Genomic DNA, 24,428 nt, shown 5'->3' on the forward strand with positions numbered 1-24,428 from the left:
ATCCGGCTACTTTACTGGCCATTCTGGACCCGGGCAGTGCTCGCCATCCTCACGTACTTAAGTACGCTGCGGTGACTGCGCGCTGGCCGGGTCCAGACTGACTGCGACAGTAACGCTCGGGTGTTTAATAAAATCAAAAAGCGGTGTTGTCAGTATGGACGAATTTCATCAGGAATGAAGGTCTTCCCCTGTTGGCGCATCGTCAATCTGTTCAATAATCAGGTATTTCAGCGCTTCAACGTTGGGGGTGAAAGCATCGCGCCGCCAGACCAGCCAGGTGGCAGCATCGCGTACCTCAGCCGGCAGGGCATGGCGCTTGATGCGATCTTTCGCCGGCATCTGTTCCAGTACCGATTCCGGCAGTAACGCCAGGCCGGCCCCGCTGGCGACACAGGCGAGCATCGCGTGATAGGACTGAATTTCCATAAAGGTGCCCGGCTGCACGCCGCTGCTGCGGAACCAGTTTTCGAACCTGATGCGATACGAGCAGCTGGGACGGAAGGCGAACAGGGTGTCGCCGGAGGCATCGGCAGGCTCAAGGATATCCGCATGCTCCAGGCTGGAGATCAGCACCATCTGCTCGTGGAAAGCAATGCAGCTGTTAAGCTCATCAACGCGGATCGGCCCATCGGCCAGCGCCGCCGCCAGGGTGCCTTCGCGCACGCGCTCGATAATTTCACCGGAGGTGCCGGTAATCAACGACAGCGCCACCGAGGGGAAACGCTGATGGTAGGCGGCCAGCAACGCGGGCAGGCGCGTGGCGGCGGTACTCTCCATCGAACCCAGCGCAAAATTGCCGCCGGGTTCGCCGCTATGGGTCATACTCATCGCTTCTTCGCTGAGCGCCAATATCCGCTGCGCGTAGCCGAGAAAGTTGTGGCCCATCGGCGACAGGCGTAAACGCTGCTTCTCGCGGATAAACAGGTCGGTGCCCAGCTCCTGTTCGAGCTGGCGCAGGCGGGTGGTCAGGTTAGACGGCACACGGTGAAGCACTTCCGCGGCACGCACCAGCGAACCCGTTTCGGCCACCGAACAGAACATTTTCAGCTGGGTCAGATCCACTATTTCTCGTCCCGTAAGCAACTTGGTGATTATTATTCACTTTCCGTGAGTGTAACCATCAGGCAGGATAGCTGCAACACTTTCCCGGCACTGAGGCCGGATTGAACTGAATCAAGGGAGTTACTATGGCTTTTCGCGTCGCGTTTAGCGCGTTTCTGTCGCTGGTGGTGGCGATGGGGATCGGCCGGTTCGCCTTTACGCCACAGGTACCGTTGATGATTGATGAACATCAGTTATCGCTGACCAGTGCGGGCGTGGTTGCCGCTTTCAACTATCTTGGCTATCTCTGCGGTTCGTGGAACGCCATGCGGGCAACGCAACAGGTTGAGCTGCGCCTGAAGCTGGGGATCTGGGGCGCAGTGGTACTGACGCTGCTGTCGGCCTGCGTCACCGGTCCGTGGCTGCATGGGACTATTCGCTTCTTTATCGGCTGGGCCAGCGGCTGGGCGATGGTATTGATTGCGGCGTGGAGCAATGAACAGCTGCACAAGCTGGGACGGCCTGGCCTGAGTGCGGCGGTGTTTGCCGGGCCGGGCACCGGGATTTTCCTCAGCGGCATGCTGGCGGTGATCCTGCATTCACATCAGATCAACGCCGCCTGGGCCTGGTGTGCCTATGGGGTGCTGGCGCTGTTGCTGGTGCTGTTAATCGCCCGTAACCTGCCGCGCCGGGGAGAACTTCATCGCCCGGAAACGGCACCGGCGCCGCTGATGCTGACCTCAGGGTTGAAAAAGCTGGTCTGGAGCTACAGCCTTGCCGGATTTGGCTACATTCTGCCCGCCACTTTTCTGTCGCAGATGGCGGCTTCCCGTTTTCCCGGCAGCCCGGTTTCACAGTACGTCTGGCCGATTTTTGGCGGCGCAGCGGTGCTCGGCATCCTGGCAGGCATTGCGACCCGGCATTATGGTAACGCCAATAGCCGTCTGGCTCTGGCACTGTGGGCGCAGGCCATCGGCGTGTTCTGCGCCGATATCATTCCGGGCATTACCGGGCTGGCGTTGGGCGCGGCGTTGATCGGCGGCGGCTTCCTCTGTGTGGTGCAGCTTTCATTGCAGTATGCCCGCGAGCTGGCACCGCGCCATACGCGCTACATGGCCGGACTGCTGACCACTGGTTACGCGGTTGGGCAACTGGTGGGGCCGCTGCTGTCGGCTATCTCCACCGCGTTGACTCATCAGCTTGAGCCGGCGCTGTACGTCGCCGGGGCAGGGCTGGTGGTCGCCGGTGCGCTGATCTGGCGGCGCGATCCGGCCGCTGAGTGAAACTGTTTCACCGCTGTTTAAATTGATTCACTGGATTAACGGCGCATTGTGTACCAAAATACCGCCTCAGAATTTATGCCGGTCCCGTTCGGGGCCGGAGTTTCATCTGCTGGAGAAGAATCACCATGGCTGCGTTAAGTCAGGAAGCCGCACTCGTTCACCAGGCGCTGTTAGCCCGTGGACTGGAAACCCCGTTACGCCCACCTGCGCGTGAAATGGATGACGAAAGCCGTAAACGTCTGATTGCCGGTCATATGACCGAGATCATGCAACTGCTCAACCTCGATCTGGAAGACGACAGCCTGGCCGAAACACCGCACCGCATCGCCAAGATGTATGTGGATGAAGTGTTTTCGGGTCTGGATTACGGCAACTTCCCGAAAATCACCGTCATCCAGAATAAGATGAAGGTGGATGAGATGGTGACAGTGCGTGACATCACGTTGACCAGCACCTGCGAACACCACTTTGTGATCATCGATGGTAAGGCGACCGTCGCCTATATTCCGAAAGACACGGTGATTGGCCTGTCGAAGATCAACCGCATCGTGCAGTTCTTCTCGTCACGGCCTCAGGTTCAGGAGCGTCTGACGCAGCAAATTCTGGTGGCACTGCAAACCCTGCTGGGCACCAATAATGTCGCAGTCTCCATCGATGCCGTGCATTACTGCGTGAAGGCGCGTGGCATCCGTGATGCGACCAGCGCCACCACAACCACCTCGCTGGGCGGATTGTTCAAATCCAGCCAGAATACCCGCCAGGAATTCTTGCGTGCGGTACGTCATAGCTAAGGTTTAAACAGAGATCCCCGGCATGCCACGTATTCATACTCTGGATTTTATCCGTGGCCTGGCCATTCTGGGGATCCTGCTTCTCAATATTGTCGCCTTTGGGCTGCCGTCGGCGGCCTATCTTAATCCTGCCTGGCAGGGAACCCCGCCGCCGCTAAGCGAAATCATCACCTGGGCCGCGACCGATCTTTTTGCTCAGGTTAAATTCCTCTCGCTGTTTGCATTGCTGTTCGGCGCCAGTCTGCAACTGTTACAACCGCGCGGTAAGCGCTGGCTGCAGTCACGCCTGATCTGGCTGATGGCGATCGGGCTGTTGCACAATCTGCTGTTATGGGATGGCGATATCCTGCTGGATTACGGCCTGGTCGGGCTGGCCGTCTGGCGGATGATCCGCGACGTCAGTTCTTCCCGACTGCTGCTGAATACCGGGGTGATGCTGTATGTCGTCGGCAGCGGCGTGCTGCTGATACTCGGGCTGGGTACCGGACCGGAGCCTAACAGCTCGTGGCTACCCGGCATGGCCAACGTGCAGTACGAAACCTTCTGGCATATTCAGGGTGGATGGCAGGCGATTCAGGGCCGGATGGACCGCTTTAGCAGTAGCCTGATGGCGCTGGCGGCGCAATATGGCTGGCAACTGGCCGGGCTGATGATGATAGGTGGCGCGCTGATCGGCAACGGCTGGCTAAAGGGTGAGCGCAGCCTGCAACAGTATCGCCGCAGCGCGGTAATGCTGATCTCTCTCTCGTGGCTGATTCAACTTCCCGGCTTGTATCTGCAGTGGAGCACCGGCTGGAGTTTCCGCTGGGCCGCTTTCTTCCTTCAGGTGCCGCGTGAACTCGGTGCGCCGTTGCAGGCGCTCGGTTATGCCGCCTTGTGTTACGGCTTCTGGCCCACGCTCAGCCGGCTGAAAATCACTCACGCCATCAGCTGCGTGGGGCGGATGGCCTTATCCAACTACCTGCTGCAAACCCTGATTTGCACCACGCTGTTCGATCGCCTCGGCCTGTTTAACCAGCTGGACCGACTGCAGTTGCTGGCGGTGGTGCCTGCGGTGTGGGCGGTCAACATTCTGTTGTCGGTACTGTGGCTGCGTTACTTCCGACAGGGCCCGGTTGAATGGCTCTGGCGCAGACTCACTGAACTGACGGGCGGTAAGCCGCTGAACCGGGTTGAAGGATGACATCCGTCACAAATGTTGCTGATTTGTATGTAACCGTTTTCATCAGTGTGACGAGATTCACGTAGCCCCGCGTTGACCCCTGCCAGAATAGCCCCCAGAACACTGTGTCAGGAAGGGCTATGCAAATCTTATTCTCCACCGGTAATCCCCTATGATTACCATTCGTGATGTGGCCCGAGAGGCCGGCGTATCGGTAGCAACGGTGTCCCGCGTGCTCAATAACAGCGCCGCAGTGACCCCTGAAACCCGCGAAATCGTTCTGAATATCGTAGAAACGCTGGGCTATCGGCCGAATGCCAATGCGCAGGCGCTGGCTACCCAGGTCAGCGACACCATCGGTGTGGTGGTGATGGACGTTTCCGATCCCTTCTTTGGTGCGTTGGTGAAAGCGGTGGATACCGTTGCCCAACGCATGCAAAAACATGTCCTTATCAACAACTCCTACCATCAGGCAGACAAAGAGCGCCATGCGATTGAAGTGCTGATCCGCCAGCGTTGTAACGCGCTGGTGGTACATGCCAAGGCGCTGGGCGATGAAGAACTTGGTTCGTTAATGGATCAGGTTCCCGGCATGGTGCTGATAAACCGCACCGTGCCCGGCTATGCCCATCGTTGCGTCTGTCTGGACAATATCAGCGGCGCGCTGATGGCGACCCGCATGCTGCAACAGCAGGGCCACCAGCGCATAGGTTATCTGGGATCCAGTCATCCGATTGAGGATGTGGGCGAACGTCGTCAGGGCTGGCAGCAGGCGCTGGCAGAGCAGGGCGTGACGCCTTCAGAGAGTTGGATCGCCAGCGGAGAGCCGGATATGCAGGGCGGTGAAGCGGCCATGGTTGAGCTATTAGGGCGCAATCTGCACCTGACGGCGGTGTTTGCTTACAACGACAGCATGGCGGCCGGTGCGCTTGCGGCATTGAAAGATAACGGCATTGCGGTGCCACAGCATTTATCCGTGGTCGGCTTCGACGACATCCCAATTTCCCGTTACACCGACCCACAACTGACGACAGTACGCTATCCCATTGTTTCTATGGCGAAACTTGCCACTGAGCTGGCGCTGAAGGGGGCGGCAGGCGAACTGGATGAAACGGCACAGCACTGCTTTATGCCGACGCTGGTTCGCCGTCATTCCGTCGCCACCCGGCAAAATGTGGCCCCGATCACTAACTCGACCGATTCTGCGGTGTAACCGTTTTCAATCTGTGAGTAAATTCACAGTTAATTAACATCAGCTTCTCTATGATGACAGTAACTTACAAAGGGTGAAACATTATGTAACGTTGATGGGGCCAGCTATAGCGGCAACCTCACCCCTTGTGAAACAGTTTATTACACAGCTTTCAGGAAGCGTTACCGTACAGGGAAGTCGGGTTTGGTTTAACAAATAATCGGCTTTGCGTAACGTTTCCACCTTATGCCTTGCCGGAAAAATAAACGTCGGGTCCTCCCCTTACAGGAGCGAACCGGACGTTGAGTAAGACCCTACAAAAAACCGGAGATACCATGAATAAGAAGGCTTTCACGCTCACTGCCCTGGTTGCCAGCATGATGTTTGGTGCAACAGCTCACGCTGCGGACACCCGTATCGGCGTGACTATCTACAAATACGATGACAACTTCATGTCTGTCGTACGTAAAGACATTGAGAAAGATGCGAAAGACAGCCCCGGTGTGCAGCTGTTGATGAATGACTCACAGAACAGCCAGTCTACCCAGAACGACCAGATCGACGTACTGGTTGCCAAGGGCGTGAAGGCGCTGGCCATCAACCTGGTTGACCCGGCAGCAGCGGCCGTAGTGATCAGCAAAGCGAAAGCCAACGAAATCCCAATCGTGTTCTTCAACAAAGAGCCAACTGCGAAGGCGCTGGCCAGCTACGACAAAGCTTATTACGTCGGTACCGACTCTAAAGAGTCAGGCGTTAAGCAGGGCGAGCTGATTGAGAAACACTGGAAAGCCACTCCAGGTTGGGATCTGAACAAAGATGGCGTGATCCAGTTCGTGCTGCTGAAAGGCGAGCCAGGTCACCCGGATGCCGAAGCCCGAACCAAATACGTGATTGATACCCTGAATAAAGACGGCCTGAAAACGCAGCAGCTACATCTTGATACCGCCATGTGGGACACCGCTCAGGCGAAAGATAAGATGGATGCCTGGTTGTCTGGCCCGAACGGCAACAAAATCGAAGTGGTTATTGCCAACAACGATGCGATGGCAATGGGTGCGGTAGAAGCGCTGAAAGCACACAACAAATCGTCTGTCCCGGTATTCGGTGTGGATGCATTGCCAGAAGCGCTGGCGATGGTGAAATCGGGCGCAATGGCCGGTACCGTGTTGAACGATGCGGAAAACCAGGCCAAAGCGACCTTCGAGATGGCGAAAAACCTGGCGGCTGGCAAACCAGCAACCGAAGGCACCAACTACAAGCTTGACGGCAAAGTGGTTCGCGTTGCTTACGTGCCGGTTGATAAAGAAAACCTGTCTCAGTTCGTTAAATAATAAGCGTTACCTGTACCGGGCGCAGCGTGCTGCGCCCACTCCCAGGCTTGCTATCGGGCTCGCCTGATTTCACGCCACTTTCAGCCGGGTAGAATTATGGGCAGTGATAAAGTGCCAACACAGCGCGAATATCTGCTGGAGATGACGGACGTCAGTAAGTCATTTCCTGGGGTTAAAGCACTGGACAATGTGAATTTAAAAATTCGCCCTCACTCTGTTCACGCCCTGATGGGTGAGAACGGTGCAGGGAAGTCCACGTTATTAAAATGCTTATTTGGCATTTACAGTAAAGACACGGGGAGCATCCTTTTCCAGGGCAAGGAAATCGATTATAAAAGTTCGAAAGAGGCGCTGGAAAACGGCGTTTCAATGGTTCACCAGGAATTAAACCTGGTTCTGCAGCGCACGGTGATGGATAACATGTGGCTGGGACGTTACCCACGTAAAGGGATCTTTGTCGATCACGATAAAATGTACCGTGATACCAAAGCCATTTTTGATGAACTGGATATTGATATCGATCCGCGCGACAAGGTAATTAACCTTTCCGTCTCGCAGATGCAGATGATCGAAATCGCCAAAGCGTTCTCCTATGATGCCAAAATCGTGATCATGGATGAGCCAACGTCGTCGTTAACGGAAAAAGAGGTGAATCACCTGTTCACTATTATCCGTAAACTGAAAGATCGTGGCTGCGGCATTGTTTATATCTCACACAAGATGGAAGAAATTTTCCAGCTGTGTGATGAAATTACCATCCTGCGTGATGGTCAGTGGATCGTGACTCAGCCGCTTGAAGGGCTGGATATGGATAAGATCATCTCAATGATGGTAGGGCGTTCGCTGAACCAGCGATTCCCGGATAAAACCAACGTCCCGGGTGAGACTATCCTCGAAGTGCGTAACCTGACTTCTCTGCGTCAGCCGTCGATTCGGGATATTTCGTTCGACCTGCGCAAAGGTGAGATTCTGGGCATTGCGGGACTGGTAGGCGCGAAGCGTACCGACATCGTTGAAACCCTGTTTGGTATCCGTGAGAAGTCTGGCGGCACCATCAAGCTGCACGGCAAAAAGATCAATAACCACAGCGCTAACGAAGCGATCAACCATGGCTTTGCCCTGGTGACCGAAGAGCGTCGCGCGACCGGTATTTACGCGTTCCTGGATATCGGCTTTAACTCGCTGATCTCCAATATCCGTAAATATAAAAACAGCATTGGTCTGCTGGATAATAACCGGATGAAAAGTGATACCCAATGGGTGATTGACTCAATGCGCGTTAAAACGCCGGGCCATCACACCTCCATTGGTTCACTGTCGGGGGGGAATCAGCAAAAGGTGATTATCGGTCGCTGGTTATTAACGCAGCCGGAAATATTAATGCTGGATGAACCGACGCGCGGTATTGACGTCGGGGCGAAGTTCGAAATCTATCAGTTAATTTCAGAGCTGGCGAAGAAGGATAAAGGCATCATTATTATCTCTTCTGAAATGCCAGAGCTCTTAGGCATTACCGACCGGATTCTGGTAATGAGTAACGGCATGGTTGCGGGCATAGTAGAAACAAAAACGACAACGCAAAACGAAATCTTACGTTTAGCATCGTTGCACCTTTAATAGGGTAAGGGCTGTTACCATGAAAGCAGTGAATAAAAAAAGTGCACTCACCTGGTTAAAAGAAGGTGGGATCTACGTTGTGTTGCTGGTACTGCTGGCAATCATTATTTTCCAGGACCCGACTTTCTTAAGTTTGATGAACCTGAGTAACATTTTAACCCAGTCCTCCGTGCGTATTATTATTGCACTGGGCGTGGCCGGGTTAATCGTCACCCAGGGTACTGACCTGTCAGCCGGCCGTCAGGTGGGTCTGGCCGCGGTGGTTGCCGCCACGCTGTTACAGGCGATGGACAATGCCAACAAAGTCTTCCCGCATATGGACACGGTGCCAATTCCATTGGTGATCCTGGCAGTCTGCGTGATCGGCGGCGTAATTGGTCTTGTCAACGGCCTGATCATCGCTTACCTGAAGGTGACGCCATTTATCACCACGTTGGGTACGATGATCATCGTTTACGGTATCAACTCCCTCTATTACGACTTTGTGGGTGCATCCCCGATTGCCGGCTTTGACGAGAAGTTCTCGACCTTTGCCCAGGGCTTTGTGCGCTTAGGTGATTTCAAGCTGTCTTACATCACCTTCTATGCAGCGATTGCGGTGTTCTTTGTCTGGGTGCTGTGGAACAAAACCCGCTTTGGTAAAAACATTTTTGCCATCGGCGGTAACCCGGAAGCAGCACGTGTGTCAGGCGTTAACGTTAACTTTAACCTGATCCTGATTTATGCGCTGTCGGGCGTGTTCTACGCCTTCGGCGGGATGCTGGAAGCGGGCCGTATCGGGTCGGCAACCAACAACCTCGGCTTTATGTATGAGCTGGATGCGATTGCGGCCTGTGTGGTGGGTGGCGTGTCGTTTGCCGGTGGTGTGGGTACCGTGGCAGGTGTGGTAACCGGTGTGCTGATCTTCACCGTTATCAACTACGGTCTGACCTATATCGGCGTTAACCCTTACTGGCAGTACATCATTAAGGGCGGCATCATCATCTTCGCCGTGGCACTGGATTCACTGAAATACGCCCGTAAGAAATAACCCTTCTCCGGCAGACAAAAGGTCAGGCAGCGCAAGCTGCCTGACCTTTTTTATTATCTGTGGTCTGCCCGGGTTTCATTTGCAAACGTGCATCTCAACCTCACCGTAGTTTGCCCATGGCGTTGAATGAGAATAAGTTATAACCCCAGTAACTCCGTTGCATGCTGGGGTTATTGGAGTTATTATTCTTGCGCCAGGACGCAACGGGGTAAAAGGATGGATAGCAGGACGTTAATCGCTGAAATCAAAGCTGACGGTTGGAAACTGGTTAGGGTAAACGGAAGTCATCATCACTTCACGCACCCCACCAAAAAAGGGGTAGTGACTATCCCCCATCCAAAGAAAGATTTACCCATAAAAACGGTAAAGAGTATTAAGAAACAAGCGGGGATGTAATCCCCGTTTTCATCGAGAGAGGGTGATTCATGCTATATCCAATTGCTATTGAGAGCGGTGACGAACACCATGCTTACGGCGTGACCGTGCCAGATTTGCCCGGTTGTTTTTCTGCCGGAGACACGTTAGAAGAAGCCGTGAACAATGCCAAAGAGGCGATTACGGGACATATTGAATTGCTTATCGAACTGGGTGACGATATTCCGGCCGTATCCTCCCTGAGCGCTCTGGTTGCCGATAGTCAGTATGCTGGCTATACCTGGGCGCTTGTCGATGTGGACCTGGCCCGGCTCTTAGGGGGCACTGAGAAAATCAACGTGACTTTACCGAAGTCACTTATTGACCGTATAGACCGCTGTGTAGCCACACACCCGGAGTTTAAAAGCCGTTCCGGTTTTCTTGCTCAGGTGGCGATAGAGCGTATTGCGAAGGGAGTTTAACCCTTTCCATTTCAGCAAAAGGCGCATCAGCGCCCTGAATCTTCGATTAAATCTACTATTAAGGCCCGGAGGGGACTTCGGCTGGCTGTGCGGGTGAGGGCTGTGCCGGTTGCGGCGAGTCAGGCTCAGCGGGTTTGTCACTGGCTTCTGGTGGTTGCGGCGACGCTTCCTGCTGCTGACGTTTGGCGGCCGCGGCCGCTTTTGCCTGAGCCTCAAGCTTCTCCTGCAACTCCAGCAGTTGCTCTGGGGTGACCGCCGGATAGCTTTGCGTATCTTCCGGCACTTCCACCCGCGCAGGAATCGGGATCAGCGGCCCGAGGAAGTGCGGCTCGCGCTTCATCACATACAAATCGGCCAGCGCGCCCAGCCGGGCACCAACTTCGCGAACCCGAATATTCAGCATGTTTTTCGGCGAAGGAACCGCGTAACACTGTGCCTGAATACCCATATGCAGGGCGATAAACAGCGCGCGTTCGCAGTGGAAGCGTTGGGTGATGATGATGAAATCGTTGGTATCGAACACTTTGCGGGTACGCACAATCGAATCCAGCGTACGGAAACCGGCATAATCCAGCACGATATCCGCCGGATCGACGCCGGCGGCGATCAGATCCTTGCGCATGGTCATCGGTTCGTTGTAGCTGTGCAGGGCATTATCACCGCTCAGCAACAGGTAATTGACCTTGCCGCTGTTATAGGCGTTCAGCGCGCCCTGCATGCGATACAGGTAATACTGATTGATGCCGCCGCCGCGATAATATTTGGCCGTACCGAGTACCACACCGACCTGGCGATGCGGCAGCGATTTAAGATTTTCGTAGATAAAGGGAGCGGTTTTCCAGCTCATCCAGCGATCGAGGCCGAGCGCGGTCAGTACCATCAAAGTCATGATGATAATCAGACCATAAATCAAGCGTTTTACCATGCCAGAGAGCGCTCAGACTTGCAGAAAAAGGGTGAATCAAGGCTACTTGACCCGGCGGGGTGAAGCAAGCAACAGCGCACCGGTTGGCGGATTTTCGCACAAATCGCCGGAAGAAAAAGGCAAAGTTGAGAGCCGGGTGCAGAAAGCACCCGGCCGCTATCCATCAGATTGAGGTCCGACGATAGTTACGGTATTGCGGCAGCCAGAAATTGGCCGCAATTGACTTGGACAGCACGTCTTCAGAGGTGACGACCGCCACGCCTGCCAACTGTGCGGCTTTGCCGACCGCCATAGCGATCAGTTTCGATACGCCCTGGATATCTTTCACTTCTGGCAGCACCGGGCCGACGCCATCGTTGACCAGCGGTGAGCAGTCGGCTAAGGCACGGCTGGCGGCCATCAGCATGCTGTCGGTGACGCGGGTAGCGCCGGACGCAATCACCCCAAGGCCAATGCCTGGGAAGATATACGAGTTATTGCACTGGGCGATAGGGTAGGTTTTCTCTTTCCACATCACCGGAGAGAACGGGCTACCGGTTGCCACCAGCGCGGCACCATCGGTCCAGGCCATAATGTCCTGCGGCGTGGCTTCAACGCGTGACGTCGGGTTGGACAGCGGCATGATGATAGGGCGCGGGCAGTGCTTATGCATCTCGCGGATAATCTCTTCGCTGAACAGACCCGGTTGGCCGGAAACACCAATCAGGATATCCGGCTGAGCGTGACGCACCACGTCCAGCAGCGAAATGGCGTCGGAACTGGCATGCCAGTCCGCCAGATTTTCGCTTTTTTGTACCAGCTTACTTTGGAAGTTCAGCAGGTTAGGCAGCTTGTCGGTCAGCAGACCAAAGCGGTCCACCATAAACACGCGGGCGCGGGCTTCTTCATCGCTCAGGCCTTCAGACTTCATCTGCGCGATAATTTGCTCGGCGATGCCGCAGCCGGCAGAACCCGCACCGAGGAATACCACTTTTTGCTGGCTCATGGTGCTGCCCGCCGCACGGCTGGCAGCAATCAGCGTACCCAGCGTAACGGCGGCGGTGCCCTGAATATCATCATTGAAGCAGCAAACTTCGTCACGGTAGCGTTCGAGGATCGGCATCGCATTTTTCTGTGCGAAGTCTTCAAACTGCAGCACCACGTTCGGCCAGCGGCTCTTCACCGCCTGAATGAACTCGTGGACGAAGTTATCGTACTCTTCGCCGGTGATGCGCGGATGACGCCAGCCCATATACAGCGGGTCATTCAGCAATTGCTGGTTGTTGGTGCCGACGTCCAGCACGATTGGCAAAGTATACGCCGGGCTGATACCGCCACAGGCGGTGTACAGCGAGAGCTTACCAATGGGAATGCCCATGCCGCCGATGCCCTGGTCGCCCAGGCCGAGAATGCGTTCGCCGTCGGTAACGACGATCACTTTGACATTCTGCTTGGTGGCGTTTTGCAGCATATCTTCGATGTTGCCGCGGTTCGGATAGGAGATAAACACGCCACGGGCACGACGATAGATTTCGGAGAAGTGTTCACAGGCTGCGCCGACGGTAGGGGTGTAAATAATCGGCATCATCTCTTCAAGATGGTTGTCCAGCAGACGGTAGAAGAGGGTTTCGTTGGTGTCCTGGATATTGCGCAGATAAACGTGTTTGTCGTTATCGTTTTTGAAGTCCTGAAACTGCTTCCAGGCACGCTTGGCTTGCTCTTCGATGGTTTCCACCGTTTCAGGCAGCAGGCCGCGCAGGTTAAATTCATTTCGCTCTTCTACAGAGAAGGCGCTTCCCTTATTCAACAACGGGAATTCCAGCAAAATAGGGCCGGCATAAGGAATATACAGCGGTCGTTTACTTTCGTATTCGAGTTCCATGCAATCAATACTCATTCGGATCGGGATGTTGTGGGCCAATCCTAAAATAATTAGTCTGAAAGTACAGCTTTTGTTAACGGGTTATAACAAAAGGAACGGTTTTTATTCAATTTTTGCGAAAGCTGAACAGGATGCAGCGTAACACTGCATCCTGGCGTTGAAGGGATCAGTCCAGCGGAACGGTGGTCAGATTGGCGCAGCCCAGCGCGTGCAACGTCGCCTGAGTCGCCTGGCGCTGAATGACCCTGGCGTCCGGCGCTTCTGCCAGCACCGCGCGCTGAATGGTCAGCACATCATGGCCGGCAAGGCTGAGCAGGTTGAGGGCGGCTTGCAACGGCGGCAGGCTGGGGTTGAAGGCGGCATTTTCCGCGTAGCTGCCGGCGAAGATCGCGCCGTCTGCGGATTGCAGCGCTACGCCGCTCCAGGCCTGGGTATAAGGCGCATGACTGCGGTTGGCGGCGTGCAGTGCGGCCTGCGTCAGCGCATCGCCATTGATGCTCAGCTGGTGGTCAACATGATCCAGAAGTAGCGTTTTGATTTCCAGATCGCGCGGGCCGAAGGCATCGGGCAGATAGTCTCCGAGCGTGGCCGGTGCGCGGCCCGGAAGATGAATATTCAGCGCGGTGCCGCTGTTTAGCTCATTCATAAACTGGCGGCAGTGACCGCAAGGCGTGTAGTTGACGGTGATGGCTTCCAGCGAGGCTTCGCCGCGCATCCAGGCATGGGTGAACGCACTTTGTTCGGCATGCACGGTTTGCTGCATGGTCGCGCCAACAAACTCCATATTGGCACCGAAATAGAGGTGTCCGCTTTTGCCTCTTGCCAGCGCGCCAACATTAAAGTGGGAGAGGGGCGCCACGGCGCAGGCGGCAGCCAGCGGCAGCAGGGCAAAAGCCAGCTCACGATCGTCCAGGCCTGATGCGGATTTAACGTCAGCCACCTGCGCTGGCGTCAGGAATGCCTGAAAGTCAGCAGCGGAAAGGATCGGCAGCAGGGCGGTTTGCAGGGCTGTCGGCAGCGTGGCAAACGCGGCTTGAAAACGTGGGTGCATTATCGGGCCTCTTTAACTGGTTCGGCCGCTAAGTGTAGCGGGCAGTTGCTGAGTTATATGTGATTGATATCACGCAAGCAATGCAATTTATGAAAGCGAATTACAAAATGCGCGACACATCGCAAATTTTTAACCCCAAAGGTGCATCAGCAACGGGAAAAGGAAAGGCGCCAGCAGCGAGGTGATAATCCCGCAGATCACCAGCGCCAGCGAGCTGTAAGCGCCTTCCTGATAGTCCAGTTCCGCACAGCGCGCGGTGCCGAGCGCATGGGAGGCGTTGCCAATCGCCAGCCCGCGCGAAGGCTTGCCGGTAATCCTCAGCAGGTTCAGCAGCATATGACCAAATACCGCCCCCAGCACGCCGGCGATCAGCACACAGATTGCGCTTATTGCCGGAATGCCGCCTAAGGTACCGGATACGGCCATCGCAATCGGCGTAGTAACCGACTTCGGCATAATGGTGGCGGCAATCTGCGGCGTGGCGCCCATCCATAGCGCAATCGCCGTCCCGGAGACCATCGCGGTCATGCTGCCCATAAAGCAGACGCCAATAATCGATTTCCAGCGCGCGCGGATCTGATGCATCTGCTCATACAGCGGAATGGCTAATGCCACGACAGAAGGCTGAAGAAGATGGTTGAGGACCGAACTGCCCTGGAAATAGCGCGCATAGGGCATCTGAATCAGTAACAACAGCGGGATGATCACCGCCATCGACACCAGCAGCGGATTGACCAGCGAGATTTTCACCTTTGCCGCCACGCGACGTGCGGCAAAAAACACGATAACGGTCAGCGGCAGTGACCACCAGATATCACTCATCTCCGGCTCCTGGCCTGGTCAACGGACGGCTGTGTAATTTGTGCGAAACCAGCCCGACGGTCAACAGTACGATAAAGGTACTCAGCACGCAGGAGACCACAATCGGGCCAAATTGCGCGCTCAGAATATCGGTGTAGCTCATGATACCGACGCTGATCGGCACAAACAGCAGGCCCATATAGCGGATCAACAGGGTGCTGCCGGGTTTCACCCAGTCCACCGGCAGGATCTGCAACGCCAGCAGACCAAACAGGATCAGCATGCCAATAATGCTGCCGGGGATAGTCACGGGCAGCAGGCCAGCCAGGGCTGTTCCGGCATAAAGACAGAGGTAAATGATGACAAAGGCGCGAAGGTATTGCCAACCAAGGGACAGGGCGGTACGCATGATAAGCTCCTGGTTTTAAGAACGTTAATCATACGATGAAATGCTAAAACGTGCTATCGGTCACACTGGGCAGGCGAGACAAACAAAAAAGGGGCGAACCTGGATTCGCCCCTTAAACATCTTAACGCAACGGGAAGTTATTTAACCTGCATGCCCGGCTGAGCGCCGCTGTCGGCACCGAGGATAAACAGATCTTTGCCGCCAGGGCCGGCAGACAGCACCATGCCTTCTGACACGCCGAAACGCATTTTGCGCGGTGCCAGGTTGGCCACCACCACGGTCATACGACCTTCCAGCACCGATGGGTCTGGATAGGCGGCGCGGATACCGGAGAAGATCTGGCGCGTTTCGTCGCCACCCATATCCAGCACCAGACGCAGCAGCTTGTCAGAACCGTCCACCAGTTCTGCGGTTTTGATCAGCGCCACGCGCATATCCACTTTGGCAAAGTCATCAAAGCTGATGGTGTCGCCGGCGTCGGCATCCGCTACCGCAGGTTTTGCCTCGGCGGATTTTTTCGCTTTGGTGTCTGCCACCGCAGGCGCATTGGCCACCGCAGCATCTTCTTTCGAGGCTTCAATCAGCGCGTTGACTTTGTCCATCTCAATGCGGCTGTACAGCGCTTTGAAGGCAGAGATTTTATGGTCCAGCAGCGGCTGCTGAATGCCATCCCAGCTCATTTCCACATTGAGGAACGCTTCGGTGCGTTCGGTCAGTGATGGCAGCACCGGTTTCAGCCAGGTCATCAGTACGCGGAACATGTTGATGCCCATGGAGCAGATCGCCTGCAGATCGGCATCGCGGCCTTCCTGTTTGGCGACCACCCACGGGGCCTGCTCGTCGACGTAGCGGTTTGCCACATCGGCCAGCGCCATGATTTCGCGCACGGCACGACCGAACTCGCGGCTGTTCCAGGCTTCGCCAATGCTGGCGGACGCATCGGTAAAGGTTTTGTACAGCTCAGGATCGGCCAGCTCCGCGGAGAGTTTGCCGTCGAAACGCTTATTAATGAAACCGGCGTTACGGGAAGCCAGGTTAACCACTTTGTTAACGATATCGGCGTTCACGCGCTGAACGAAATCTTCCAGGTTCAGGTCGATATCGTCAATGCGCGAAGAGAGCTTCGCCGCGTAGTAGTAACGCAGGCTGTCTGCATCCAGGTGCTGCAACCAGGTGCTGGCTTTAATAAAGGTGCCGCGCGATTTTGACATCTTCGCGCCGTTCACCGTCACATACCCGTGGACAAACAGGTTGGTCGGCTTACGGAAGTTGCTGCCTTCCAGCATTGCTGGCCAGAACAGACTGTGGAAATAGACGATATCTTTACCGATAAAGTGGTAAAGCTCGGCATCGGAATCTTTCTTCCAGAAGGCATCAAAATCGATGTCGCCGCGCTTGTCACACAGGTTCTTGAACGAGCCCATATAGCCAATTGGCGCATCCAGCCAGACGTAGAAGTATTTGCCCGGCGCACCCGGAATTTCGAAGCCGAAGTAAGGCGCATCGCGGGAGATATCCCACTGCTGCAGGCCAGACTCGAACCATTCCTGCATTTTATTCGCCACCTGCTCCTGCAGCGCGCCGGAGCGGGTCCAGGCTTGCAGCATGGCGCTGAATTCTGGCAGGTCGAAGAAATAGTGCTCAGAATCACGCATTACCGGCGTCGCGCCAGAGACCACCGACTGCGGATTGAACAGCTCGGTCGGGCTGTAGGTCGCGCCGCACACTTCACAGTTATCGCCGTACTGATCGGGCGATTTGCATTTCGGGCAGGTGCCTTTAACAAAACGATCCGGCAGGAACATGCCTTTTTCCGGGTCGTACAGCTGTGAAATGGTGCGGTTCTTGATGAAACCGTTCTCTTTCAGACGGGTATAGATCAGCTCTGACAGCTCACGGTTCTCGTCGCTGTGCGTCGAGTGATAGTTATCGTAGCTGATATCAAAGCCAGCAAAATCTGTCTGATGTTCCTGACTCATCTCAGCAATCATCTGCTCAGGCGCAATACCCAACTGCTGAGCTTTCAGCATGATTGGCGTACCGTGTGCATCGTCCGCACAGATGAAGTAAACCTGATTGCCGCGCATTCGCTGGTAACGGACCCAAATATCTGCCTGGATATGCTCGAGCATGTGGCCGAGATGAATGGAACCGTTGGCGTACGGCAGTGCGCACGTTACCAATATTTTTTTCGCGACTTGAGTCATAGTAAGACTTGCTATACCTGTTTTAAAAGGGGGGATAGATGGTAACCGAAAGGCCGTCCCTGCGTAAACAATCCCGCGATCTCACCGCCGTTTTTTAAGGCCGGTAACCTCACCGCCTGCCACTTCTGATATGCTTAAACCCATCTGAACCCATTCAAGAACTGATAAAGAAAACAAGGAGCCGGGATGACGGTACACGCTCAGGGTCAACATTCACCGGAAGCGCTGCGTGCGATGGTGATGGGCACATTGACCACTTTTGAACATCCGACGCTGAAGCATAACCTCACCACCCTGAAGGCGTTGCACCACTGCGCGTTGATGGACAATACCCTGCATATTGATTTGGTGATGCCGTTTGCCTGGCATAGCGGTTTTGAAGCGCTGAAAGAGTCGACCAGCGCCGAGCTGTTGCGTCTGACCAGCGCCACCGCGATCAGCTGGCGCTTGACGCACGACATCGCCACGCTGAAGCGGGTAAAGAATCATCCAGGTGCCACCGGGGTGAAGAACATTATTGCCATCAGCTCGGGCAAGGGTGGCGTGGGCAAATCCAGCACCGCGGTCAATATGGCGCTGGCGTTGGCCGCTGAAGGCGCCAAGGTCGGGCTGCTGGATGCCGATATTTACGGCCCTTCGATCCCCGATATGCTTGGCACCCGTGACGAACGGCCCACCTCGCCAGACGGTACGCATATGGCGCCGATTATGGCGCACGGCCTGGCAACCAACTCGATTGGTTATCTGGTGACTGACGATAACGCCATGGTCTGGCGCGGGCCGATGGCCAGCAAAGCGCTGATGCAACTGCTGAACGAAACGATGTGGCCGGACCTCGACTATCTGGTGCTGGATATGCCGCCGGGTACCGGTGATATTCAGCTGACGCTGGCGCAGAACGTGCCGGTGACCGGCGCGGTGGTGGTGACGACGCCACAGGACATCGCGCTGGTGGATGCCCGTAAAGGTATCGTGATGTTTGAGAAGGTTAACGTGCCGGTATTGGGTATCGTTGAGAATATGAGCATGCATATTTGCAGCAACTGCGGTCACCACGAGGCTATTTTTGGCAGCGGCGGGGCGGAGAAGTTAGCTGAGCAATACCATACGCGCCTGCTGGCTCAGCTGCCGCTGCACATTACGCTACGTGAAGATCTGGATGATGGACAGCCAACCGTGGTGCGTCGCCCGGACAGTGAATTTACGGCGATGTATCGCCAACTGGCCGGTGCCGTAGCAGCCCAGCTCTACTGGCAGGGTGAAGTGATCCCTGCCGATATCGCCTTCCGCGCGGTCTGAGTCACCTTCTCCCGGTTTCATCGCCGGGAGAGCGTTTAGCGCACAAAATGCATCAGCCAGTACTCACCGTGTTCACTCTCGCCGTCAGAAATCATCGTCCAGCCATGCCGTTGATAAAAGGCCACCGCATGATGATTGGCCTTCATGCATTTCAACGCGCCGGTGGAGGTGAACGCCGCCTGCACGGCGGTCAGCAGCAGGCTGCCGACCTGCTTGCCCTGCCAGTCGGGGTCGACAAACAGGCTGTGTAGAAAATTATCGTTGGGTAATACCGCGGCGAAGCCGAGGCGGTGACCGTTGTCTTCCGCCACCAGAATGCGCTCGCCCAGCGTAACCCGATCAAAATCCTCCAGCGCCCAGTCACTGCCATCCAGCCAGTGCCAGTTTGCCTTGCGCGACGCAAGAAACAGCGTGCGCAGGAAAGGGCGGTCAGCCTCTGTGAACGGACGAACGTTCACGACTGGCTCCGGCGCGCGCGCGGATGATCAGACCGGCTTAACATGCCGTTCGCCATCAAGCCCGGTGCCGCGATAGTCGTAGTCAATTTTTCCGGCCTCAAACAGCTCATCAAGCACCTTAAAATTATCCGGTGGCGTCACGTTGCAACGGTGGTTAAGCGTGGTGTCGAGGATAGAAAACCCCCGATCCCCGCGTGAAATCTGTTTCAGGTATTGCAGCATCTTCAGCGCTGCCACGCTGATGCCGTACTGTTCATTAAGCGGTCTGGTCATAATGCGTTGCGTATTTTCTCGGCTCAGGACGGGATGATGCCCAAGAGTAGCGTATTGTCGGCCGTTAGCCAAAAGAGTCCGTGGACGAAGTTGACGCTTTCCCATCTCCAGGCCAGTGTAAAGAGATTGGGGTTTCATAAGGAAGGCGCGATGACCGCCAGTCAGGACACACAAGAAAACAAGTTGAGTCTACCGGTACTTGCCGCCGGCGCGCTGGGGGTGGTATTTGGCGATATCGGCACCAGCCCGCTGTATACTTTAAAAACAGTGCTCTCTTTGTCGGGCGAAGGGCCCACGCCTGACGTGATCCTCGGGCTGCTGTCGCTGCTGTTTTGGACCATGGTGATGATCACCTCGGTAAAGTATGCCCTGTTTGCCATGCGCATTGATAACCATGGCGAAGGCGGCATTCTGACGCTGATGTCGCTATTAGTACGCAAGGATAAACGGCGGCCGCTGGTGCTGTTTGCCGGGCTTTTCGGTGCGGCGCTGATATATGGCGATGGTGCGATTACGCCAGCGATCTCGGTACTCTCTGCCCTTGAAGGGCTGACCATCATCCTGCCGGAATCACAACCCTGGATCCTGCCGGGTGCGGTGGTGATCCTGCTGGCGCTGTTTGCCATTCAACCGTTGGGCACGGCGAAGATTGGCAAAGTCTTTGGTCCGATTATGGCGTTGTGGTTTGCGGTTATCGCCGGTTTGGGCATTTGGGGGATTGTGCAGCATCCTGCGGTGCTGGTGGCGCTGAATCCGATGTACGGCATCGACTTTCTCTTCTCCAATGGCATCGTCAGCTTTCTGGTACTTGGCGGCGTATTCCTTTGCGTCACCGGCGCGGAAGCGCTGTATGCCGATATGGGCCATTTTGGCAAAAAGCCGATCTGGCTGGCCTGGTTTGCCATCGTCTTTCCCAGCTTACTGCTCAACTACGCCGGACAGGCAGCGTTACTGCTTTCAGGCGCTGACGTAACGCAGAATATCTTCTTCCGGCTTTGCCCGCCGGTATTGCAAATCCCGCTGGTGATCCTCGCCACTCTCGCCACCATCATTGCCAGTCAGGCGATTATCAGCGGTGCGTTTTCCATGACCCGTCAGGCAATTCAGCTAGGCTGGCTGCCGAGGCTGCGGGTTAAACAGACTACCGAAGAGAGCTACGGGCAAATCTATATCGGGGCGATTAACTGGTTGCTGATGGTGGTGACCCTCTTTCTCGCGGTGTTCTTTAAATCTTCCGACAAGCTGGCAGCAGCCTACGGCATCGCCGTTTCGCTGACGATGATCATGACCTCCGGGCTGCTGTATGTTGCGATGCATGAGGTGTGGCGCTGGAACCGGCTCACCAGCCTGCTGATTGCCGGCGTGTTCTTTATCGTCGACCTGTGCTTCCTGGTCGCCAATATGAGTAAGGTGTTCGAAGGTGGCTATATGCCGCTGATCCTGGCGCTGGTCGTTTACGGCGTGATGTTGCTCTGGCACCGTGGCGTGGAAGCGGCAAGCAGGGCGGTGCATGAAAAGTTTATTCCCGTAGACGATTTCCTGGCCATGTTGAAAGAGAAAGCGATACCCAGAGTGCCCGGCACGGCGGTTTTTTTGACGCGGGAGAAAGAAGGCACGCCGCCGGTGATGCAGTGGCAGGTAAAACGCAACGGTTCACTGCATGGACATATATTGTCGCTGACCATCGCTATCGATAACGTGCCGCGTGTTAATGCGGACGAGCGCTTAACCGTCACCCAGCTTGCGCCAGGCTTCTGGCATGCACTGGCGGTGTATGGCTTTATGGAGCGGCCCAATATCCCGGCGCTGTTACGCTATCCACAGCTGGATAACTGCGAGCTGGATACCGGGCATGTCACCTACTATCTGGGTCATGAAAACATCATCCCACGCGAAGGTCGCGGCGGCCTGCCGGCCTGGCAGCGCGTGATTTTCAGCTGGATGGCGCGCAACGGCATGCATGTGACCGACTACTACTACCTGCCCAGTGACCGTGTGGTGGAGATCGGTCGCCGCATCCCGGTGTAGCGGTCAGAAGGCGATATCAACGCCGCCACGGAACACCGATTCGTCGCCAAGGTCGGCAATATGCTTATCGGCACGGATAAACAGGCGCGCGTCTTTGGCTTTGCCGATATCCAGCCTCATTCCAATCCACTGAGAATCACGGTCAAGGCGCATCCCCGGAATGGCAAAGCTTTCCCCGGCGGCATCTGCGCCAACCCATCGGGCGTTAACGTCGAGGGAGGGATTGGTAAAGGCATGCTGATATTCACCGTAAGCGGTAAGCAGGCTCCACCACTGTTGTACTTCAAACAGCGGCGTACTGAGGCTCAGCCCGCTCAGTCCGGTTGACCGGCTATAACGCTCGCTGTCACCTTGTAACCCTAATGCGCTGCCTTGATCGGTGAAGCTGCCGGTATAAAGCTGGCTAAATTTCAGTCCGACATAGGGTTGCAACGTCAGGCTGTCGGTCAGCGACCAGCGGTAACCGGTTTTCACCAACGCCTGCCAGCTGTCATTACGCGTTTCGGAAGAGGCGGCCTGCACACCTGCAACCAATAGCGCGCGGGACAATTCGGTATTGCCATGCTGATAGCTCAGATTACCTTCAAATAGCCAGGCCGGGGTGAAGGCGTACTGACCATAGAACATTACCCCTTGCAAACTGTTGCTGCTGTTGCCGCCGCTGCCGTCATAACTGGCTCTGATTTCGCTGTCGGTGAAGGCAACGCCAAGGCGTAGATCCTCAACATCGAAATTGCTGTCAACGCCGATCGCCGTGGTATTGATGCGGTACTGGCTGCCAAGGTAGCCGTCCTGCTGTAAGTCGCCGTGTAATGTGCCGGTTTCAGCCCATAAGCCATAAGGCTTTCTCTGCGCCGGATCGAGACGGTTGTTCAGCAACTGATTCTGATAATCCAGGCTGCTGAACAGAATGGCATTGCCGCTGGTATGCGCCTGGCCAGAAAGGGAGTCCAGCGCGGCACGGGCTTCGGCACTGTTACCAATTTGCTGGAATGCGGCGGCATCCTGAAGGAAGGCATCCTGCTGCGCAGAACGTGCCGACGCGGAGGATAAGCTGTCGGCCACCTGCAGGCCTTTCTCCACATTTGCCGCACTCTTCAGCGTGCCCTGCGCCGTAATGCCTGCCGCCTCTGCCGCCTGGCTGGTGTTAACGCGTTGGAAATTCCCCACCACGCTGTTGGCGCTATAGGCCACCGTGCCATTCAGGAACACGCCGCTATCAACGGTGGTGAACTGGCCACTGATACCCTGACCACTTTGCAACAGGGTTTCTGAGTTTTGCACAATGTAGGTGCTGGACGGAATGGTGACCTGAAGGGCCCCGTTCAGTGACGCCGCGCCAGAAACGGTCAGAGGCTGCGAAAGCGTAACGCGCAGTGTGCCATCAGCAGTTTGTTGATAGCTGCCGACCACATGGAGTCCGCCAGCGGTGGTGGTAAAGACCGTACCGGCGTTATTCAGGCTGCCACCAATCGTGCCGCTACCCGCCAACTGTCCGCTGCCGGATACCCGTACATCGCTGGCGACGCTACCGTCGATAACCAACCGGTTACTGGTGATCTGGGTAATACCGGTATAGGTATTTTGTCCGGTGAGCGTCAGTACGCCGCCGGCATCGCTGGCACCACTGATAATCAGTCCACCATTGCCGCTGATATCATTGGCAAAGGTATAACTCCCTGCACTCAGTGCCGCGGAAAAATCGGCGTTATAAAACATGCCGGGGCCGTTCAGCGCCTTATCGACATCCACGTTACCCCAGCCAAAGGTGTCGTTATACGGACGGCCATTAGCGGTATCGGCGGCAACACCCGCCACCGCGTCACTGTGATAATCTGCGGTGGTGAGCAGGGTTTGCTGCAGGTTATACCCCGTCATCCAGGGAAACTGGGCGGAGACCCGGGCGGCAGCACCGGCAACGCGCGGCGCGGCAAAAGAGGTGCCATATTTACGGGCGAGGGTTCCGTCGTCCTGCAGATAATCCGCATAGCCTTCGGCAGTCAGACACCAGGCCGCAGCGTTGCCACAGGCATCAAACACGGCTAATTCTGGCGGCCTGCTGCCCTGGGCGACGTTATAGCCAGGCAGGTAGCCGGTGACTGCAATCAGGCCTTTTTGCAGACTGGCATCGTTATAAATCAACGGCACCTGCGCGTTAGGTGACGGCGTGGCGCCGCCGTTGTTGCCCGTCACCACCACCGCCAGCGCATCTGCTTTAACAACCTCACTGAGGCTGTCATACAGCAGCTGGTAACGGCCGCTGTCCCGGGCGCTTTGCAGTTCTGCAGCGGTCGAGTAACGCTCATCGGAGGCGTAAGACATATTGATGATTTTTACGCCGTTGCTCAGTAAACCACTGACTGCCCGCTGGGTATCCGTGTAGTAAAAGAGGTTATTGCTGGAGGCCTGAGCGATATACAGTTCGCTATCGGGTGCCACACCGCCGGCAAACGTTCCCTGAGCCAGCCCAGCCAGCGTTAAAGCGACAATCGTGCCATGTCCGGGACTGCCCACGTTATCGTTCAGGGTCTGACTGGCACCGGCCAGCCAGGACGTGAAGGAAACATTGGCATAGTTGATGTCCGAACGCCCAGCCTGCAAACCCGAGTCAATAATCCCGACTTTCACCTTGCCATTGCTGGTTGACGTAACCGGAGGCGTTGAAGCGACGGGTTGATTGACGGTTTCCGGCGTGACCGTTGGAGTGCTGTTACTGCTGCTTCCGCCGCCACCTCCACCGCCGCAGCCAGTGAGCAATACGGTGCCGATTAATACTGATAATAAAGATAATTTTGGCATCGCGGGAGAAGATACGGGTGAATAATGGGCAAGC

Annotated in this window: 21 protein-coding genes; 11 read left to right on the forward strand and 10 right to left on the reverse strand. The window is 55.8% G+C overall.

The annotated features are described in order from the left end of the window. Positions 1–168 precede the first annotated feature (168 nt). Positions 169–1,062 (reverse strand): putrescine utilization regulator PtrR, encoded by an 894-nt coding sequence (ptrR, locus tag AC1UKS_RS07385; RefSeq protein ID WP_482436243.1) that lies wholly within the window; start codon positions 1,060–1,062, stop codon positions 169–171. A 125-nt stretch (positions 1,063–1,187) separates the two neighbouring features. On the opposite strand from ptrR, the gene AC1UKS_RS07390 reads away from it, so the two are divergent. The 9 genes from AC1UKS_RS07390 to AC1UKS_RS07430 all read left to right on the forward strand — a co-directional run bounded on the left by AC1UKS_RS07390 (position 1,188) and on the right by AC1UKS_RS07430 (position 10,283). Further along, positions 1,188–2,324, forward strand: a complete 1,137-nt coding sequence (locus tag AC1UKS_RS07390) for a YbfB/YjiJ family MFS transporter (protein ID WP_482436244.1) — start codon at positions 1,188–1,190, stop codon at positions 2,322–2,324. A 125-nt stretch (positions 2,325–2,449) separates the two neighbouring features. Continuing rightward, positions 2,450–3,115, forward strand: a complete 666-nt coding sequence (gene folE, locus AC1UKS_RS07395) for a GTP cyclohydrolase I FolE (RefSeq protein WP_013203003.1) — start codon at positions 2,450–2,452, stop codon at positions 3,113–3,115. A gap of 22 nt (positions 3,116–3,137) precedes the next feature. Then, positions 3,138–4,298 carry a DUF418 domain-containing protein YeiB gene (yeiB, locus tag AC1UKS_RS07400; RefSeq protein ID WP_482436245.1) on the forward strand — a complete coding sequence of 387 codons (1,161 nt, stop codon included), beginning with the start codon at positions 3,138–3,140 and terminating at the stop codon, positions 4,296–4,298. A gap of 151 nt (positions 4,299–4,449) precedes the next feature. Further along, a complete protein-coding gene (galS, locus tag AC1UKS_RS07405) occupies positions 4,450–5,490 on the forward strand; it encodes an HTH-type transcriptional regulator GalS (protein WP_013203001.1) in 1,041 nt (346 codons plus the stop codon). Between the two features lie 314 nt (positions 5,491–5,804). Further along, a complete protein-coding gene (gene mglB, locus AC1UKS_RS07410; RefSeq protein WP_265911036.1) occupies positions 5,805–6,800 on the forward strand; it encodes a galactose/glucose ABC transporter substrate-binding protein MglB in 996 nt (331 codons plus the stop codon). Positions 6,801–6,896: 96 nt separating this feature from the next. Then, positions 6,897–8,417: a galactose/methyl galactoside ABC transporter ATP-binding protein MglA gene (mglA, locus tag AC1UKS_RS07415; protein ID WP_013202999.1), complete on the forward strand. Its 1,521-nt coding sequence runs from the start codon at positions 6,897–6,899 to the stop codon at positions 8,415–8,417. 19 nt (positions 8,418–8,436) lie between these two features. Beyond that, a complete protein-coding gene (gene mglC, locus AC1UKS_RS07420; protein WP_013202998.1) occupies positions 8,437–9,447 on the forward strand; it encodes a galactose/methyl galactoside ABC transporter permease MglC in 1,011 nt (336 codons plus the stop codon). Between the two features lie 216 nt (positions 9,448–9,663). Further along, entirely contained in the window at positions 9,664–9,843 is a 180-nt protein-coding gene (locus AC1UKS_RS07425; protein WP_482436246.1) for a type II toxin-antitoxin system HicA family toxin, read from the forward strand. Between the two features lie 29 nt (positions 9,844–9,872). Beyond that, positions 9,873–10,283, forward strand: a complete 411-nt coding sequence (locus tag AC1UKS_RS07430; protein WP_482436247.1) for a type II toxin-antitoxin system HicB family antitoxin — start codon at positions 9,873–9,875, stop codon at positions 10,281–10,283. A gap of 58 nt (positions 10,284–10,341) precedes the next feature. Here the strand turns inward: AC1UKS_RS07430 and sanA are convergent, their stop codons facing one another. The 6 genes from sanA to metG all read right to left on the reverse strand — a co-directional run bounded on the left by sanA (position 10,342) and on the right by metG (position 17,537). Beyond that, the gene (gene sanA, locus AC1UKS_RS07435; RefSeq protein ID WP_482436248.1) at positions 10,342–11,208 is read right to left on the reverse strand and encodes an outer membrane permeability protein SanA; all 867 of its coding nucleotides are present in this window, start codon (positions 11,206–11,208) and stop codon (positions 10,342–10,344) included. A gap of 163 nt (positions 11,209–11,371) precedes the next feature. Next, complete coding sequence (locus AC1UKS_RS07440; RefSeq protein WP_482436249.1) at positions 11,372–13,069, reverse strand: NAD-dependent malic enzyme; 1,698 nt, start codon at positions 13,067–13,069, stop codon at positions 11,372–11,374. A gap of 166 nt (positions 13,070–13,235) precedes the next feature. After that, entirely contained in the window at positions 13,236–14,120 is an 885-nt protein-coding gene (gene cdd, locus AC1UKS_RS07445; RefSeq protein WP_482436250.1) for a cytidine deaminase, read from the reverse strand. A 129-nt stretch (positions 14,121–14,249) separates the two neighbouring features. Next, the gene (locus tag AC1UKS_RS07450) at positions 14,250–14,942 is read right to left on the reverse strand and encodes a CidB/LrgB family autolysis modulator (protein WP_265911031.1); all 693 of its coding nucleotides are present in this window, start codon (positions 14,940–14,942) and stop codon (positions 14,250–14,252) included. Beyond that, complete coding sequence (locus AC1UKS_RS07455; RefSeq protein ID WP_265911030.1) at positions 14,935–15,330, reverse strand: CidA/LrgA family protein; 396 nt, start codon at positions 15,328–15,330, stop codon at positions 14,935–14,937. The genes AC1UKS_RS07450 and AC1UKS_RS07455 overlap by 8 nt, the downstream gene beginning before the upstream one ends. 137 nt (positions 15,331–15,467) lie before the next feature. Next, on the reverse strand, positions 15,468–17,537 hold the full coding sequence (gene metG / locus AC1UKS_RS07460) for a methionine--tRNA ligase (protein WP_482436251.1): 2,070 nt from the start codon (positions 17,535–17,537) through the stop codon (positions 15,468–15,470). 186 nt (positions 17,538–17,723) lie between these two features. On the opposite strand from metG, the gene apbC reads away from it, so the two are divergent. After that, positions 17,724–18,836 (forward strand): iron-sulfur cluster carrier protein ApbC, encoded by a 1,113-nt coding sequence (apbC, locus tag AC1UKS_RS07465; RefSeq protein WP_265911028.1) that lies wholly within the window; start codon positions 17,724–17,726, stop codon positions 18,834–18,836. A 35-nt stretch (positions 18,837–18,871) separates the two neighbouring features. Here the strand turns inward: apbC and AC1UKS_RS07470 are convergent, their stop codons facing one another. Together AC1UKS_RS07470 and AC1UKS_RS07475 are read right to left on the reverse strand one after the other, a co-directional pair. After that, on the reverse strand, positions 18,872–19,294 hold the full coding sequence (locus tag AC1UKS_RS07470) for a GNAT family N-acetyltransferase (RefSeq protein ID WP_482436253.1): 423 nt from the start codon (positions 19,292–19,294) through the stop codon (positions 18,872–18,874). A 27-nt stretch (positions 19,295–19,321) separates the two neighbouring features. Then, positions 19,322–19,567: a hypothetical protein gene (locus AC1UKS_RS07475; RefSeq protein WP_013202987.1), complete on the reverse strand. Its 246-nt coding sequence runs from the start codon at positions 19,565–19,567 to the stop codon at positions 19,322–19,324. Positions 19,568–19,717: 150 nt separating this feature from the next. Between AC1UKS_RS07475 and AC1UKS_RS07480 the strand changes: the two genes are divergently transcribed. Beyond that, entirely contained in the window at positions 19,718–21,595 is a 1,878-nt protein-coding gene (locus AC1UKS_RS07480) for a potassium transporter Kup (RefSeq protein ID WP_482436256.1), read from the forward strand. A 3-nt stretch (positions 21,596–21,598) separates the two neighbouring features. On the opposite strand, the gene AC1UKS_RS07485 is transcribed toward AC1UKS_RS07480, so the two are convergent. After that, the gene (locus tag AC1UKS_RS07485; protein WP_482436257.1) at positions 21,599–24,394 is read right to left on the reverse strand and encodes a S8 family peptidase; all 2,796 of its coding nucleotides are present in this window, start codon (positions 24,392–24,394) and stop codon (positions 21,599–21,601) included. Between the last annotated feature and the right edge of the window lie 34 nt (positions 24,395–24,428).

This window comes from Erwinia sp. AK-PDG3-5, assembly GCF_056821705.1.